The sequence below is a fragment of the Gilliamella sp. ESL1225 genome, assembly GCF_058502635.1.
Genome location: NZ_CP196358.1, coordinates 1,851,155 through 1,866,871, shown reverse-complemented (window position 1 = coordinate 1,866,871; position 15,717 = coordinate 1,851,155). Strand labels below are relative to the sequence as shown.

The following is a 15,717-nucleotide window of genomic DNA, read 5'->3' as shown; positions in this document are numbered from 1 at the left end:
AAGGTGCATTTTGCAAAATAAGTCGCTCACAGACCAAGAATTATTACGCTACGATAGACAAATTACCTTACGAGGATTTGATATTGATAAACAAACTATGCTTAAGAATAGTTCTGCTTTGATTATTGGTGTGGGCGGCTTAGGTTGTTCAGCTTCTTTATATTTGGCAAGCTCAGGTATTGGTGTGTTAACCTTAGTCGATTTCGATACCGTATCAAAATCGAATTTACAGCGTCAGGTTTTATTTACTGAAACGTCTTTAAATCAGAATAAAGCTGAGCAAGCTAAATCGGCTTTACTAAAAATCAATAATTGTTTATCTATCCAAGCAGTTAATCAAAAACTGAACGATGATGCCCTTATTTCTCTCATTTTGCAGCACGATATTATTTTAGATTGCACTGACAATTTAAACAGCCGTGAACAAATTAATCGATGTTGTTTTATGACTAAAAAAACACTTGTCTCGGCTTCAGCTATCCGAATGGAAGGATTTTTGTCCGTATTTACCTACCAAAAACACGAGCCTTGTTATCATTGTTTTAGTCATTTATTTGGGCAAGATGAACAAAGCTGTGTTGAGTCCGGTGTTATGGCGCCTTTAGTTGGTATCATTGGTGCAATGCAGGCACTTGAAGCGATCAAAGTTATTACCGAATTTGGAGAGCCCATTACATCAAAAGTATTAATGATAGATACGTTTACGATGCAGTTTAAACCAATCATCATTCCTAAATTAAATAACTGCTCGGTATGCTCTAAAAATCATCCTACATTATGACTGAACCTCGTATTATTTTAGCGCCGATGGAAGGTGTTCTTGATTATTCTGTTCGGCAATTATTGACCGCAATAAACCCGATTGATTATTGTGTCACTGAATTTGTGCGCGTCACAAATCATAAATTATCGAATCGGACATTTTACCGATTATGTCCTGAACTTTATCATCAAGGTAAAACGCTGACAGGGACTAAAGTTCGCGTTCAGTTATTAGGTCAATCACCCGAACTTATGGCTGAAAATGCCGCGATTGCCATTAATCTTGGCTCTTATGGTATCGATGTAAATTGTGGTTGTCCTGCTAAAACGGTTGTCGGCCATCAAGGTGGCGCTTTTTTATTACAATATCCAGAAAAAATTTATTCAATTGTTAATCGCATAAGGCTTACCATTGCAAACAATACACCGTTATCGGTAAAAATTCGCTTAGGTTGGCAAGATAAATGCCAATGTTTTGAAATTGCCGAAGCGGTACAAGCTGGTGGTGCTGATGAGATTGTTATTCACGGCAGAACCAAAGAAGATGGATATAAAGCCGATAAAATTGATTGGCAAACGATAGGTTTAATTAAACAACGATTAACGATTCCTGTTATTGCCAATGGCGAAATTTTTAGTGTGCAAGATGCTAAAAATTGCCAACGACAAAGCCAAACCAATACAATTATGCTTGGTCGTGGCATTTTAGCGATGCCAAATTTAGCCAGTCAAATTTGTCATAACGATTCTAAATTACCCTGGCATAAAGTTGTTCAACTTCTTTTTAACTATGCCAGTACTGAACTTGACGAACATAAACCGTTTTACCATTCTGCACGAATCAAACAGTGGTTAAGCTATTTAAAACGAGAATATTTACCCGCAAGTGACTTATTAACGCAAATTAGAACGTTAAAAACTCAAACAGAAATTTGTGATTTGTTAGCAAAAATGATAGAAAACTAAATAATTTATGATGTAATAAGCAATTCATTATTGAACTCAGTTATTACTTAACCTTGGCATTGCTTTTCTTTATAATGCTTTTTTCTACAGTTACTGACCGAATTAATTCTGGAGATTTTCATGCAGCAAGCTCGCCCCATCTACCGTGCGTTAATCAGTGTTTCCGATAAAACTGGCATTGTTGAATTTGCCCAAGCTTTAACCAATCTAAAAATCGAAATATTATCGACTGGCGGAACTGCCAAACTATTACGAGATCATCATATTGCCGTAATTGATGTTGCCGATTATACCGAATTTCCTGAAATGATGGCTGGACGTGTTAAAACATTACATCCCAAAATTCATGGTGCTATTTTAGGGCGACGTGAAATTGATGATGATGTGATGAAAGCGCATGAAATTAAAGCTATCGATCTTGTTGTCGTCAATTTATATCCGTTTGCTAAAACGGTTGCCAAAGCGGGCTGCAAATTACAAGATGCGGTTGAAAATATAGATATAGGTGGCCCTGCGATGATTCGTTCTGCCGCTAAAAATTTTCAAGATGTCGCGGTTGTTGTTGACAGCAATGATTATCCAACAATTATTCATCAATTAACTGAAAACGCTTCGCTTACATTAGACGTTCGATTTAATCTCGCCGTAAAAGCCTTTGAACATACAGCGCATTATGATGGCATGATTGCGAATTATTTTGGACGTTTAGTGTCAGATTATGGCAATAATCAAACCGAGCTTGCCGGGGAATTCCCTCGCACATTAAATTTGCAATTTATAAAAAAACAAAGCTTGCGCTATGGCGAGAACGCGCATCAAAATGCCGCTTTTTATATTGATGAAGAGCAATCGCAAGCTTCAATTGCAACCGCTAAACAATTACAGGGTAAAGCACTTTCTTATAATAATATTGCCGACAGCGATTCGGCGCTCGAATGTGTAAAAAGCTTTTCAAAACCTGCATGTGTGATTGTTAAACATGCTAATCCGTGCGGCGTGGCACAGGCAGAGACTATTTTTGAGGCTTATTTACGCGCTTATCAAACGGATCCAACCTCTGCCTTTGGGGGTATTATTGCCTTTAATCAACCTTTAGATCGTAAAACCGCAACGGCTATTATCGAAAAGCAATTTGTTGAAGTCATTATTGCCCCTAAGATTGATAACGAAGCATTAGAGATTATTGCCAATAAAAAAAATATTCGGGTGCTTGAATGTGGTGCGTTAACTGGTTCCTCTCATGACGAGATTGATTTTAAACGTGTAACGGGAGGATTATTAGTGCAGGATAAAGATAGCCACCTTATAGACGAAAATCAGTTAACTATTGTTAGTAAACGAGCACCGACCAAGCAAGAATTAAATGATGCGTTATTTTGCTGGAAAGTTGCAAAATTCGTTAAATCTAATGCGATTGTTTATGCCAAAGATGGCATGACAATTGGCATAGGAGCTGGGCAAATGAGCCGCGTATATTCAGCGAAAATTGCGGGTATAAAAGCGCAGCAAGAGAATTTAACGGTAGCTGGCTCAGTCATGGCATCTGACGCATTTTTTCCTTTTAGTGATGGCATTGATGCGGCGGCAGCGGTTGGTGTTACCTGTGTAATACAGCCCGGTGGCTCGATTCGTGATGATGAAGTTATCCAAGCCGCTAATGAACATAATATAGCCATGATATTTACCCATATTCGACATTTTAGACATTAGTTTTTAACAATGACAGACAAAATTACTCACCATTAGTTACTAAATATTTATTAAATTCAAAAGGGTAGCGTATGAAAGTATTAGTTATTGGTAATGGAGGACGCGAGCATGCATTGGCTTGGAAAGTGATGCAGTCGCCACTCGTCACGCAAGTCTTTGTTGCTCCGGGGAATGGGGGAACAGCATTAGAGCCCAATCTGCAAAATATTGCGATAGCCGTGACAGACATAGACAGCTTAGTCCGCTTTGCAAAGCAGGAAAATATTGATCTTACAATTGTTGGTCCTGAGATCTCCTTAGCCTTAGGTGTGGTTGATAAATTCCAACAAGAGGGATTAACGATTTTTGGTCCGACCCAAGCGGCAGCACAGCTAGAATCGTCAAAAGCTTTTTCTAAAGATTTTTTGTATCGTCATAACATTCCAACCGCTAAGTATCAGCATTTTACTGATATTAATGCAGCTATCGAATATATTCAAAAGCAAGGTGCGCCAATTGTCATAAAAGCAGATGGGCTTGCGGCAGGTAAAGGGGTTATTGTTGCTATGACGACGGCTGAAGCTGAGCAAGCAGCACGCGATATGCTTGCTGGTAATGTTTTTGGTAATGCTGGACATCGAATTATCGTTGAAGAATTTCTAGCCGGTGAAGAAGCCAGTTTTATTGTTATGGTCGATGGTACCCATGTCGAACCCATGGCGACAAGCCAAGATCATAAACGGGTTGGCGATGGGGATATTGGACCAAATACTGGCGGTATGGGCGCTTATTCCCCAGCACCGGTTGTGACAGAATCAGTATATAAAAGGGTAATGCAAGATATTATTTATCCAACCGTGCAAGGAATGCGGCAAGATGGGATCCCTTATGTGGGTTTTTTATATGCGGGATTAATGATAGATAAACAAGGTCATGCTAAAGTCATTGAGTTTAATTGCCGATTTGGCGATCCCGAAACTCAGCCCATTATGATGCGCTTACAATCCGATCTGGTTAAATTATGTCTAGATGCGATTGATGGTAAACTTACCGAACATAGCTCAAAATGGGATCCTAGAGCCGCATTAGGTGTTGTTATGGCTGCTGGCGGCTATCCTGCCAAATACCAACAAAATGATGAAATTTTAGGTTTACCCTTAACACATAATCCAACTTGTAAAATTTTTCATGCGGGAACAAAACTCCATAATGGTCAAGTAGTGACGGATGGCGGGCGCGTATTATGTGTTACAGCACTTGGAGAGAATGTACAAGACGCACAGAAGAATGCCTATCAACAGGTGGCTTTTATTAATTGGAAAAATTGTTTTTATCGTAATGATATTGGTTATCGTGCAATTAATCGGAAATCAAATTAAATATTCTCCCCGTCCTTTAGGATGGGGAGAATAATTGATATGACATTGATACGACATTAAAAATTAAAATCTATCATAGCAGTATAGGTATAAATGTTACCATGGCTATTTGATGACCAATTGCCGGTTTCATTTAAATGTTTTCTTTTTACTTCTCCATATACAGTAAATCGGTTGCTGATTGGATAAGTTGCATTAATCTGCACATGGTTATAATTTCGATTGTAGAATTGTTCGCCATCTTTGGCATTATATTTATGATATTTGCCGATCCCGAAACTTAATGAGGTTTGTAATTTACCCCAAATATTCCAGTAGCCTATGGAAGTTACACGATCTCTATCTTTTATATTTCCCCATTGTTGTCTTTTTAAACGAACAAAATCGGAATAGGTTCTGATCCAAAAACCATTATTATTATTAATAATATATTGGACGCCGGGTTCAAAAGCGGTAGATCGCGAATCACGATCATTTTCAGATTCACGTTTTCGTTTACGATTAAATTGTTGATAGACATATCCAAATATCGATAGATGATCATCAAGTTGAATATCGGTATAAAGTTTAATGCGAGTATTCCAAAAGCCGAATTTCCCTTGATCATCTTCTAAACCCGATGATTGATAACCGCCCATCATATCGGCACCAAAACGAATATTATCGTAACGAAATTCTTTGCCAATGACGACTTCAGTATCGAATGTATTATTTGCAAGCTCATAGCGACCATAGGAACTACTATAATTTGCTTTTCGGTTACTGGAAAAACCTATATACCAACCGGGTAAGTTTTGAGAGCGTAAAACGCCTTGAGCAAAAGTCATATTATCACTCACATGATGCTTATGATTTTTCAGGTATGAAAATTCTGCCGCATATTTAGTTTTCATATAACCATTGATTATTCCACCATCGGTGTTGGTTGAGTGAACGGATGTCCACATAACCTCTTCATCAAGATAAGACCAGGGATTAACGGCAATAATATTACCGCTTTGATCGTGAATAACATTCATACTTGCCGATGCGATAGTTGGCAAACATAAAACAAAAGCTAGAGAAAAAATTTTCTTCATAATTAAACCTATTTGATCGCTTGGATAGTTAACTCGATTGCCGGATTATTTTTATCGGAATAACTTATCCCCCATTTATTATTGGTCATACCATACATACGAGTCGTAAATGCCGCTTGATCGTTGATATAAAAAACGGCGATAGAGTTTTCAACGATGATTTTTAATTTAATATCACCATGTAAATCAACCGGCATGCCTAATTCTGGTTTTGCCTGAATGATTTCTGATAGAGGCGTGTTATAGAAGAAGACTTTATTAACCAGTTTATTAAAAACAACATTTAGAGGAGCGTTGGTTAAATTTTCCTCATCAAGTCCAAAACTGAATATAAAACCATGTGTATTATTCTTTATGGTTCCTTCAATTACAGCAGCATTTGGCATCGTGTCATACACTTGCATTGTTAAGGTATCAAGCGGATTTTTTACTGTATGTGATGATTCTGGTATTAACACTTTTTTAGAAGAATCATATTGATGAATAAATTGATTTAATTCGGTTGGTAAAACACTGTTTAAACTATCATCTGAGTTTGCAATGAGTTCATGCACAACTAAATTACCAGCCCAGTCAATATTGCCAGTATCTTTATGACCCGATTTTGTCGGATTCCAACCAAAAACATAGAGGTGATCGTCTTTTTTAGTGAGTTTGCCTGCATAGAATCCTGCACCATCAACAGCGTAATTATTCAGTTTTATGAAAGGACCTTCTGGTGTATCGGCAACACGATATTGTGTTAAGCGTGTCGGCCATTGGTCGCTAAAAGATAGGTACCATTTATTGTTAAAAAAGATTAATGTTGGGCATTCAAGATTAGAATCCGTCGAAATCGTATCATTTTCAAAAAAGACACCATCATCTTGCCAATTTTTTAAATCAACAGAGGAATATTTAGCGATAACGCCTTTGCCGTTTTGACGGGTTGTGATTAACATCCAATATTCTTGTTTTTCAGGGATCCAAACAACATGGGGATCACGAAAATCACGTCCACTATAAGCGCTACCGGGGAGAATGGTATCATCATAATGTTTTGTCCAATTGACTTTATCTGCACTTGTTGCGTGCATTACTGATTCAACCGGGAAAACGTTTTGATTATGTGCAGTATACCAGGCATGCCAAGTATCACCCACTTTTATAACAGAGCCTGTTCCAAGCAGTAATTCAGGATTATCGATTTCATTAATATAAGGCAGTATTTCTGAATGGTTGGTATAGTGATATAAATCTTTTGTTTCGAGTAAATGAAAAGCATGTACACCTAAATCACTGCCGCCACGAATATCATTGAGATAGAAAACATTAAACTCATTGTCAGTATAAACAGGCATAGGATCCCCAATAAAAGATCCATCCACATTTGGAAAAAACCCTTTTACACTTGGGATTGATTTATTGTATTGAGTTTCAGGTCCCATTTGCGCTGAAACAAAACAACTTGAAGTACAAAATAGACAAAAGAGAGCGATTTTTTTTATTGATAACATAGTGTATTCCTTACTAAAATTCATAGACCAAGCCAATTAATGTGAAAGGATTCCAATTATGACCGGCCTTTGTCCATAAGCCATATTCTTTGGTTCGTTGATATTTTAATTCACCATACATTCTTACACCGTCTATTAGCGGATAACTTGCTGTTAAACCGATCATTTTATGGGTATTTTTATAAAACACTTCGTTTGTATTTGCTTGGTTATATTTTTTTAAACGACCTATACCAAGATAAAAAGATGAAAATAAGTCAGACCAATTATGGAAAAAACCGACGCGCACATTTTGTTCGTCTTCCATAATGTTGCCAAAAGATTTACGTGCTTGTTTAGTTCGTGCATAAAGTGAGCTGATCCAAATTCCATTATGATTATCAAATTGATATCTAAGAACGGGTTCGGTTTCAAATGACGTATTGTGAGTATCATTATTACCTATGCGATTGTTATCTGGTTGAAATTGATAGAAAGCATAACCATTTAAATGCCAAGCATTGCTTAAACGAAAATCAAGCCAAGTTTTTACGCGGGTTTTTAATCGATTTAATCCTGATTCAGCGCCAAACATTCCTTCAAGACCAATATTTCCACGATAGGTTTCAAAGATATGCCCAACAAAAACTTCACTAATATTGGTATTGTCTTGATAAGATTGATCAAAAATATTTCCTTGATAATTTTCTTCTTTAGCAAAATAAAAACCAAAGTACCAATTTGGTAATTCACCATGGCGTAGAAAAGCGTTCATGATAGCAAATTTATAATTGCCGCCATTGCGATCTTTATCATGTTTCCATCGCACATTATCACTTTCAATTTGCGAACGAATATTGCCATGTAAACCCGCCGATTCAAGGTTATCATTCATCATCAACCAAGCCATTGGCGGTTCGTTTGGATTTGTAATAAATAATGAATCTTGTTGTTGAATTTGCTGGTCGATTTTTAGATTTTGGCTTGTAATATGTTCAGCATCATCCTCGTGTTGTGATTGGATATCCGCTGTTGTATTTATATCACTTGTTTCGATAGTTTGTTCGACGTGCTCTTTATTGGCATTTTGGTTGTTAGTCGTTTCAGAAAAATAGGCGTGGTATCCGTTTATATAACGATTATCCGCTTTAACATTAATCGATACCATTAGAATTAATAATCCTATTAGGTAGCCGCTAACCAACTTTTTTGATCTATAAGATATTTGTTTATCTTTCATATATTAATCTCTAAATTATTAATATCTTGTTTGTGTTTAGATAAAAAGCCTAATTGCTAGAGCTGATAAACTCACTTATGACGATTAACGCTATAGTTGAGCTGTAACTAATAAATTGATTAATCATCATGATTATCTAAATAATAATATTTATTATTTGCTTTATATTTCTATGCAAAATATATCAAGGCAATTTAGGCTATTTTCTTCGTTAATCTTAATCAGTGATTTCCTGCGGTTGTTTATTGTTTTGCAATAAAAATGCAGAAATGAGTGTTATGGTAAAAACAATACCGCCCATAATGAGATAGGATTTGGCAAATCCAAGGTGTTCATAACTTACGCCTGCAAGTGGTGATAAGAATGTTCCAATCACTGAACCTGTACATGAAAAACCGACTAAATAAATTGTGGCAGATAGGCGTTTGTCAAAATTAATGCTGTTGTATTTAAATACTGAAATAAGTAAAACAGGAAGTTCAAGAGAATGTAATAATTTCATCGCCGAAATAAGCAGTGGACCTTCAACCAAACCTGAACCAATCATTCTTGTTGCCATCACCATGCCGGCAAAGATTAATCCATTTTTGGCACCAATTCGATTAACAAACCATGGTGCAATAAATAAGCCACCGGCTTCAAGAAAGACTTGAGCTGAATTTAGATAACCAAATATTTCGTTTCCTTTGGCGATATTTTCAAATTGAGATGAATAGTAAATTGGGAACTGTTGATCATAAACACCGTAAACACAGGTACCAACGACAAATAAGATTAATTTCCAAAAATTAGATTGTTGTAATAAATTAACCGCATCTTTTAATTTAATTTTGCTTTCAGAATCATCTAGTTTGTCTGTTTGCTTAATTTTATGAGGATCTAACTGGGTTAATAAAAGGAAAAAGATAAGACCTGCACAAGAGGCGATTAAGAAATTGATATTAGGATTAATATTAAAAAATAACCCTGAAAAGAAAATAGCAATCGCCCAACCTAAAGATCCCCACATTCTGACCTTACCAAATTCAAATCCACTTAGACGGGTAAAGCGATCAGAATAAGCTTCGATTAATCCTATAGCACCATTAAATGTTAAAGCAATAAAAACGCCACCAAAAATAGAGCCTATTAATAAATTGGTTTGTAATAAATAACCGAATAATAAATAAGATGGACCCGATAAAATAAGTAATAATGAAATAAAACGAAGAATATTTTTTTTAATTCCCAATTTATCTTGAATATAGCCATAGGTTATTTGAGCAAATAAAGCAGAAATCGAAAGAATTGAAAAAATTATTCCCGTTTCAGACGGCAAAAGCCCCATTTTTTGTGAAAGCCAGAGTGATAATAATGAACTAGACGATGACCATGTGACAAAGAAAAAGAAAAAAAGACCACTTAATATTACGTAATTTTTATTTAAACCTTTGAGCTTCATTGCTTATACCTCTAAATTGTCCCTAATATTTATTAAGTTAACGTTAACTTAATTATCTATTATTGTGCTGACATTTATCTGTTTTACTGATTATTTCAATGCTAGAAAATTAAGATACTAGCAATAAAAGATGCTGTTTTTAATTTTTTAAAATTCATTCAATTTAAAAACCAATATAAAATATTCGGTTAATGAGCAAAAGTACAATCAAAATTTCGTAAGAGTCGTTTTTTAAATTAAATTTGTGAGGTTGTTCACATAAAAAAAGCTTTAAATTATTTTAAAAACTAAAATAAAAAATAAAAATCGTAAAAAATTTGTTTTATAAGATTAAATAGTCTTGAAGATTTATTACGCTTTTTATCTCCTTTAATTTTGTTGAAGGAAATTTTCAGTAAGATAGAAATTAGGTGAATAAGTGCCATTTAAAAATTCGTTAAAGTAATCATTTAATAGGTAGGAATATCGCGAGAAGGATATATGATTAAACTGCAAAAAATCGTCATAGAAATTAAACAAATGAAACTAAAAAAAGTCACTTTATTTTAAGTTGATTGCACTCTATGTTATGCTTTAGCGAATATTTGCTGAAAGGAAAGTTATCATGATAAAAGATCCCTTTTATGACCGAGAAGCACAAAAATATGAATCCCCTATTGCCAGTCGTGAGTTGATTTTAGATTATTTGACTAAAGAAGCCAAACCAACCAATCTTGATACGATTGCCAGCGCACTAGGGCTTACGTCTGATGAGCAGAAAGAGGCATTACATCGGCGGCTACGTGCTATGGAGCGTGATGGGCAATTAGTGTTTACTCGTCGTAAATGTTACGCATTACCAGAAAAATTAGATATGGTAAAAGGTAATGTCATCGCACATCGTGATGGCTTTGGTTTTTTGCGTGTTGAAGGTAAACCCGAAGATTATTTTTTACCTCCCGATCAAATGCAAAAAGTTCTGCAAGGGGATGTTATTTTAGCGCAGCCAACAGGACAACAATATCGAGGTAAAGCTGAAGCGAGGGTGGTTCGAATTTTACAGCCGCGTAGTAATCATATCGTTGGACGCTATTTTGTTGAGCAAGGTGTCGGTTTTGTTGTTCCTGATGATAGCCGTTTAAACTTTGATATTTTAATTGCCAAAAAGCCAGGTGAAACCGTGCGAATGGGATCGGTTGTTGTTGTTGATTTAGAGCAAAGACCCGAAAAGCGTAAAAAAGCGGTTGGGGTAATTATTGAAGTTCTCGGTGAAAATATGGGAACCCATTTAGCCATTGATATCGCCATCCGCAATTATGAAATTCCGTATCAATTTCCAGAAGCGGTTGAAAAAGAGGTCAGTAAACTCAGCGAACAGGTGCCAGAAAGCGCTAAAAAAAATCGCGTTGATTTGCGCAATTTACCTTTAGTCACGATAGATGGTGAAGATGCGCGTGATTTTGATGATGCCGTTTATTGTCAAAAAAATCGTGGTGGAGGTTTTCGTTTATGGGTCGCTATTGCCGATGTAAGTTATTATGTTAGACCTGATACAGCGTTAGATAAAGAAGCTTTTAATCGTGGTACATCGGTTTATTTTCCGTCACGCGTTATACCTATGTTGCCTGAAGTTTTATCAAATGGTCTTTGTTCATTAAATCCACAAGTTGATAGGCTGTGTTTAGTGTGCGAAATGACGGTATCAAATAAAGGGCGTTTGACTTCTTATCAATTTTATGAAGCCGTGATGAATTCGCATGCGCGCTTAACCTACACTAAAGTCGCTAAAATCTTACAAGGCGATGAAAACTTGCGTGAGCAATATCATGAATTAGTTCCTCATCTTGAAAACCTTTATCAACTTTATCATGTACTAGAACAGTCACGCCTATTACGTGGCGCGATTAGTTTTGAATCCGAAGAGCCTAAATTTATATTTAATGCAGATAAACGCATTGAAAGCATTGAGCTTGCTGTACGCAATGATGCCCATAAAATCATTGAAGAATGTATGATCTTGGCTAATGTTGCCGCGGCAAAACTCGTCATTAAACAACAAATACCGGTTTTATTTAGGGTACATGATAAGCCAGATGAAGACCGCATCAATAATTTGAAATCTATTTTGAACGAACTTGGGTTAAGTTTAGGTACTAAAGGTAACCCAACACCGCATGATATTGCGAAATTAATGGCAGAAATTGAAAAACGTGCCGATAGGGACATGTTACAAACATTAATATTGCGCTCTATGAAACAAGCTATTTATGATGCTGAAAATAGAGGGCACTTTGGTCTTGCACTAGATGAATATGGGCATTTTACTTCGCCAATTCGGCGTTATCCAGATCTGCTTTTACATCGTAGCATCAAATGGATTTTAGCCAATGAAAAGCATGAAATAAGTCAAACAGGGGGTCACCGTTATACGTTAAACGATATGCTTTATTTTGGTGAACATTGTTCAATGACGGAAAGGCGTGCTGATGAGGCCGTACGTTATGTTGTTGATTGGTTAAAATGTGATTATATGTTAGATCATGTTGGTCAAATTTATAATGGGACTATTTCAGGCGTAACTAATTTCGGTTTTTTTGTTCGCTTAGATGATTTATTTATTGATGGTCTTGTGCATGTTTCATCGCTCGAAAATGATTATTATATTTTTGATTCCGCTCGTAATCGATTAATTGGTGAAAATAGTGGTACTACGTATCGATTAGGCGATAAAGTCAAAGTTAAAGTAGAAAGTGTTAATCCTGATGAACGTAAAATTGATTTTTTATTAATCAGCAGTGATAGAAAATCAAAACGCCAAGGTAAAACTAGCAAGGATAATGCTAAATTAGCCTCATCTACATCAGCTAAACCAAAAACGAGTAAAAAGAAAACCGATAATATCAAAGCGCTTAAAAAAGATCATCCACAAGCGAAAAAGAAGGCGATTAAAAAAGCGTCTAATTCGAATAGTCAGGATAAAAAAGTTAAGCAAAAGAAGAAAACTAAAAAGGTGACAAAAGCTAAAAAGCCAACGAGCAAACCAGCTAAGCGTCAACCCGTTATTGATAAAATTAAAGAGTAAAACATCTATGAATGAGACAGTTTATGGTATTCATGCCCTACAAGCTTTATTATCACGGGCGCCAGAACGAATTATTGAAGTATTTATTTTAAAAGGACGCGACGATAAAAAGCTAAGTGCCCTTGTGAATGAGATTGAACAATTAGGATTACCGGTAAAAATTGCTAATCGGCAATGGTTAGATGAAAAAAGCAAACAAGGTGTACATCAAGGCATTTTGGCAAGAGTAAAACCGGCAAAATCTTATCAAGAAAATGATATTCCATCATTATTAGAATTAACACCGGCTCCCTTAATATTAATATTAGATGGCGTGACGGATCCGCATAATTTAGGAGCATGTATACGGACGGCTGATGCGGCTGGTGTTGATTTAATTATCGTTCCTAAAGACCGATCCGCACCTTTAAACGACGTTGTACAAAAAGTGGCATGCGGCGCTGCGGAAAGCGTAGCAGTGGTTCGGGTGACTAATTTAGCGCGTACGATGCGAATGTTACAAGAAGATTACAATATTTGGATTGTTGGCACAGCGGGCGATGCCGATAAAAATCTTTATCAGACACAATTTTATCAAAGTAATCTGCAACAACCTTTAGCATTAGTCATGGGCGCAGAAGGCGAAGGTATGCGTCGCTTGACTAAAGAACATTGCGATGAATTAGTGAGTATTCCTATGGCAGGTAGTGTTTCTTCGTTAAATGTCTCTGTTGCAACGGGTGTTTGTTTATTTGAAATTGTGCGCCAACAATTGATTGCCAAACAATCAAATGAGATAAAATAAATTTTTTATTACTTTTAATTTTATATTATTTGAATTAGATAAAACGCAATAAGTTATTGGCGTTTTATCTAAAACATTGACGATCATATTTAATTCAAATTGACGGTTATTTGATTTAAATTATATGAATTAATGATTAATCTCCTCAATATTAATACCTAATCCTTTTGCCACACCACTGCCATAATCAGGATCAACTTTGTAAAAAAGTTTAGTTTGCCTGATTTGGATATCACGGCGGACGGGTTTCATAGAATCGACGATATTATCGATTAAAATTTGTTTTTGCTCGTCGGTCATTAAATGAAAAAGTGCGCGAGGATAGGAGTAATAATCATCGTCAATACGATTATCGTATCTATCCATAGGACCTGGTTTAACATCGACTGGGGGATATGCATAATCGGGTTGTTGTTTTGGTGCGTTATTATCACTATTTGGTTCATAATTTGGTGCGTTATCTGGCACGTAAAAACGCATAGCGCCATCGCGTTGATAATTATGTACGGCACATTGTGCTGCATTGATCGGTAATTGTTGATAATTGGTACCAATTCGGTAACGTTGGGCATCTGCATAGGCAAAAACGCGACCTTGTAGCATTCTATCGGGGGAAAGTCCAACGCCTGGCACAACATTACTCGGCGCAAATCCAGCTTGTTCAACCTCAGCAAAATAGTTTTCTGGATTGCGATTTAATTCAATGATACCGACTTCAATCAAAGGGAAGCGTTTTTTTGACCATGTTTTAGTGACATCAAAAGGATTTTCCGGGTAATTTTGGGCCTCTTCTTCACTCATTACTTGAATGTAAGCGCGCCATTTCGGAAACTCGCCTCTGGCAATGGCATCAAATAAATCTTGTTGTGCTGAATCAGGATTACTGCCATCTAATTCTAGCGCTTTTTTTGCATCAAGATTTTTAATGCCTTGCTCAGTTCTAAAATGCCATTTGACCCAGGTACGAATTTTATTTTTGTTGATTAAGCTATAAGTATGGCTACCAAATCCATGCATATGACGATAACCATCTGGAATACCGCGATCCGAAAATAAAATGGTAACTTGATGTAGAGATTCAGGGGAGAGAGACCAAAAATCCCATTTCATATTAGGATCTTTAAGGTTAGTTTTGGGATCGCGTTTTTGTGTATGAATAAAATCAGGAAATTTTAAGGGATCACGAATAAAAAATACTGGGGTATTATTACCGACAAGATCCCAATTGCCTTCTTCGGTATAAAATTTAATTGCAAAGCCGCGTGGATCTCGTGCGGTGTCTGACGATCCTCTTTCACCACCGACAACAGAAAAGCGAATAAATAGCGGTGTTTGTTTGCCGATTTGTTCAAAAATACGCGCAAAGGAATATTGGGTAATATTCTTTGTTACGGTAAAGGTACCATGAGCGGCAGAGCCTTTAGCATGTACACGCCTTTCAGGAATGTTTTCGCGACTAAAATGAGCAAGTTTTTCAACTAATTGGTAATCATCAATGAGTATGGGTCCGCGAGGTCCTGCTGTGCGCGAATTTTGATTATCTGCAACCGGTGCACCATTGGCCGTTGTTAGTACTTTTGGGGATGTTTTTGTTGATTTATCTGACATTGCAATACTCCTCTTATAACTAAAGATTTTTGTAATGATGTAGATTGAAGGTAATAATGTAAGTTTATAATTTATTTAGCAATCTTTTTTATAATAGAAGTATATATTTCGTTTATCAAGTAAATTACATTTAAAAATGATGAACACCGTTATTTAATAATGGATTGATTAATAATAAAAAAATGGTTTTTTATGTCGCTAAATAGCACGGTTAATAAGATATTTCGCTGCAA

11 protein-coding genes are annotated in these 15,717 nt (G+C 36.1%); 6 read left to right on the top strand and 5 right to left on the bottom strand.

Translation table 11 applies throughout. The annotated features are described in order from the left end of the window. The first annotated feature begins 10 nt into the window (after positions 1-10). The 4 genes from ACSYSW_RS08515 to purD all read left to right on the top strand — a co-directional run bounded on the left by ACSYSW_RS08515 (position 11) and on the right by purD (position 4,796). A complete protein-coding gene (locus ACSYSW_RS08515; protein ID WP_491705464.1) occupies positions 11-781 on the top strand; it encodes a molybdopterin-synthase adenylyltransferase MoeB in 771 nt (256 codons plus the stop codon). Next, positions 778-1,728 carry a tRNA dihydrouridine(16) synthase DusC gene (dusC, locus tag ACSYSW_RS08510; RefSeq protein ID WP_491705465.1) on the top strand — a complete coding sequence of 317 codons (951 nt, stop codon included), beginning with the start codon at positions 778-780 and terminating at the stop codon, positions 1,726-1,728. The genes ACSYSW_RS08515 and dusC overlap by 4 nt, the downstream gene beginning before the upstream one ends. Before the next feature lie 120 nt (positions 1,729-1,848). Further along, on the top strand, positions 1,849-3,438 hold the full coding sequence (gene purH, locus ACSYSW_RS08505; protein ID WP_491705466.1) for a bifunctional phosphoribosylaminoimidazolecarboxamide formyltransferase/IMP cyclohydrolase: 1,590 nt from the start codon (positions 1,849-1,851) through the stop codon (positions 3,436-3,438). 71 nt (positions 3,439-3,509) lie between these two features. After that, complete coding sequence (gene purD / locus ACSYSW_RS08500) at positions 3,510-4,796, top strand: phosphoribosylamine--glycine ligase (RefSeq protein WP_491705467.1); 1,287 nt, start codon at positions 3,510-3,512, stop codon at positions 4,794-4,796. A gap of 56 nt (positions 4,797-4,852) precedes the next feature. On the opposite strand, the gene ACSYSW_RS08495 is transcribed toward purD, so the two are convergent. The 4 genes from ACSYSW_RS08495 to ACSYSW_RS08480 form a co-directional block, all read right to left on the bottom strand. Then, on the bottom strand, positions 4,853-5,875 hold the full coding sequence (locus ACSYSW_RS08495) for an OmpG porin family protein (protein WP_491705468.1): 1,023 nt from the start codon (positions 5,873-5,875) through the stop codon (positions 4,853-4,855). An 8-nt stretch (positions 5,876-5,883) separates the two neighbouring features. After that, positions 5,884-7,371, bottom strand: a complete 1,488-nt coding sequence (locus ACSYSW_RS08490) for a glycosyl hydrolase (RefSeq protein ID WP_491705469.1) — start codon at positions 7,369-7,371, stop codon at positions 5,884-5,886. A gap of 13 nt (positions 7,372-7,384) precedes the next feature. Next, a complete protein-coding gene (locus ACSYSW_RS08485; RefSeq protein ID WP_491705470.1) occupies positions 7,385-8,518 on the bottom strand; it encodes an OmpG porin family protein in 1,134 nt (377 codons plus the stop codon). A gap of 289 nt (positions 8,519-8,807) precedes the next feature. Further along, complete coding sequence (locus tag ACSYSW_RS08480; protein WP_491705471.1) at positions 8,808-10,031, bottom strand: oligosaccharide MFS transporter; 1,224 nt, start codon at positions 10,029-10,031, stop codon at positions 8,808-8,810. Positions 10,032-10,635: 604 nt separating this feature from the next. Here ACSYSW_RS08480 and rnr point away from each other — a divergent pair. Together rnr and rlmB are read left to right on the top strand one after the other, a co-directional pair. Next, positions 10,636-13,092, top strand: coding sequence for a ribonuclease R (gene rnr / locus ACSYSW_RS08475; protein WP_491705472.1), 2,457 nt, complete (start codon positions 10,636-10,638; stop codon positions 13,090-13,092). 7 nt (positions 13,093-13,099) lie between these two features. After that, entirely contained in the window at positions 13,100-13,876 is a 777-nt protein-coding gene (gene rlmB / locus ACSYSW_RS08470) for a 23S rRNA (guanosine(2251)-2'-O)-methyltransferase RlmB (protein WP_491705473.1), read from the top strand. 129 nt (positions 13,877-14,005) lie between these two features. Here the strand turns inward: rlmB and ACSYSW_RS08465 are convergent, their stop codons facing one another. Continuing rightward, positions 14,006-15,484, bottom strand: a complete 1,479-nt coding sequence (locus ACSYSW_RS08465; RefSeq protein ID WP_491705474.1) for a catalase — start codon at positions 15,482-15,484, stop codon at positions 14,006-14,008. Between the last annotated feature and the right edge of the window lie 233 nt (positions 15,485-15,717).

Coding starts and splice junctions, on each gene's coding strand:
- purD (WP_491705467.1), top strand. CDS start 3,510: ATGAAAGTATTAGTTATTGGTAATGGAGGACGCGAGCATGCATTGGCT.
- ACSYSW_RS08485 (WP_491705470.1), bottom strand. CDS start 8,518: ATGGTATCGATTAATGTTAAAGCGGATAATCGTTATATAAACGGATAC.
- rnr (WP_491705472.1), top strand. CDS start 10,636: ATGATAAAAGATCCCTTTTATGACCGAGAAGCACAAAAATATGAATCC.
- ACSYSW_RS08480 (WP_491705471.1), bottom strand. CDS start 10,031: ATGAAGCTCAAAGGTTTAAATAAAAATTACGTAATATTAAGTGGTCTT.
- dusC (WP_491705465.1), top strand. CDS start 778: ATGACTGAACCTCGTATTATTTTAGCGCCGATGGAAGGTGTTCTTGAT.
- ACSYSW_RS08495 (WP_491705468.1), bottom strand. CDS start 5,875: ATGAAGAAAATTTTTTCTCTAGCTTTTGTTTTATGTTTGCCAACTATC.
- ACSYSW_RS08490 (WP_491705469.1), bottom strand. CDS start 7,371: ATGTTATCAATAAAAAAAATCGCTCTCTTTTGTCTATTTTGTACTTCA.
- rlmB (WP_491705473.1), top strand. CDS start 13,100: ATGAATGAGACAGTTTATGGTATTCATGCCCTACAAGCTTTATTATCA.
- purH (WP_491705466.1), top strand. CDS start 1,849: ATGCAGCAAGCTCGCCCCATCTACCGTGCGTTAATCAGTGTTTCCGAT.
- ACSYSW_RS08465 (WP_491705474.1), bottom strand. CDS start 15,484: ATGTCAGATAAATCAACAAAAACATCCCCAAAAGTACTAACAACGGCC.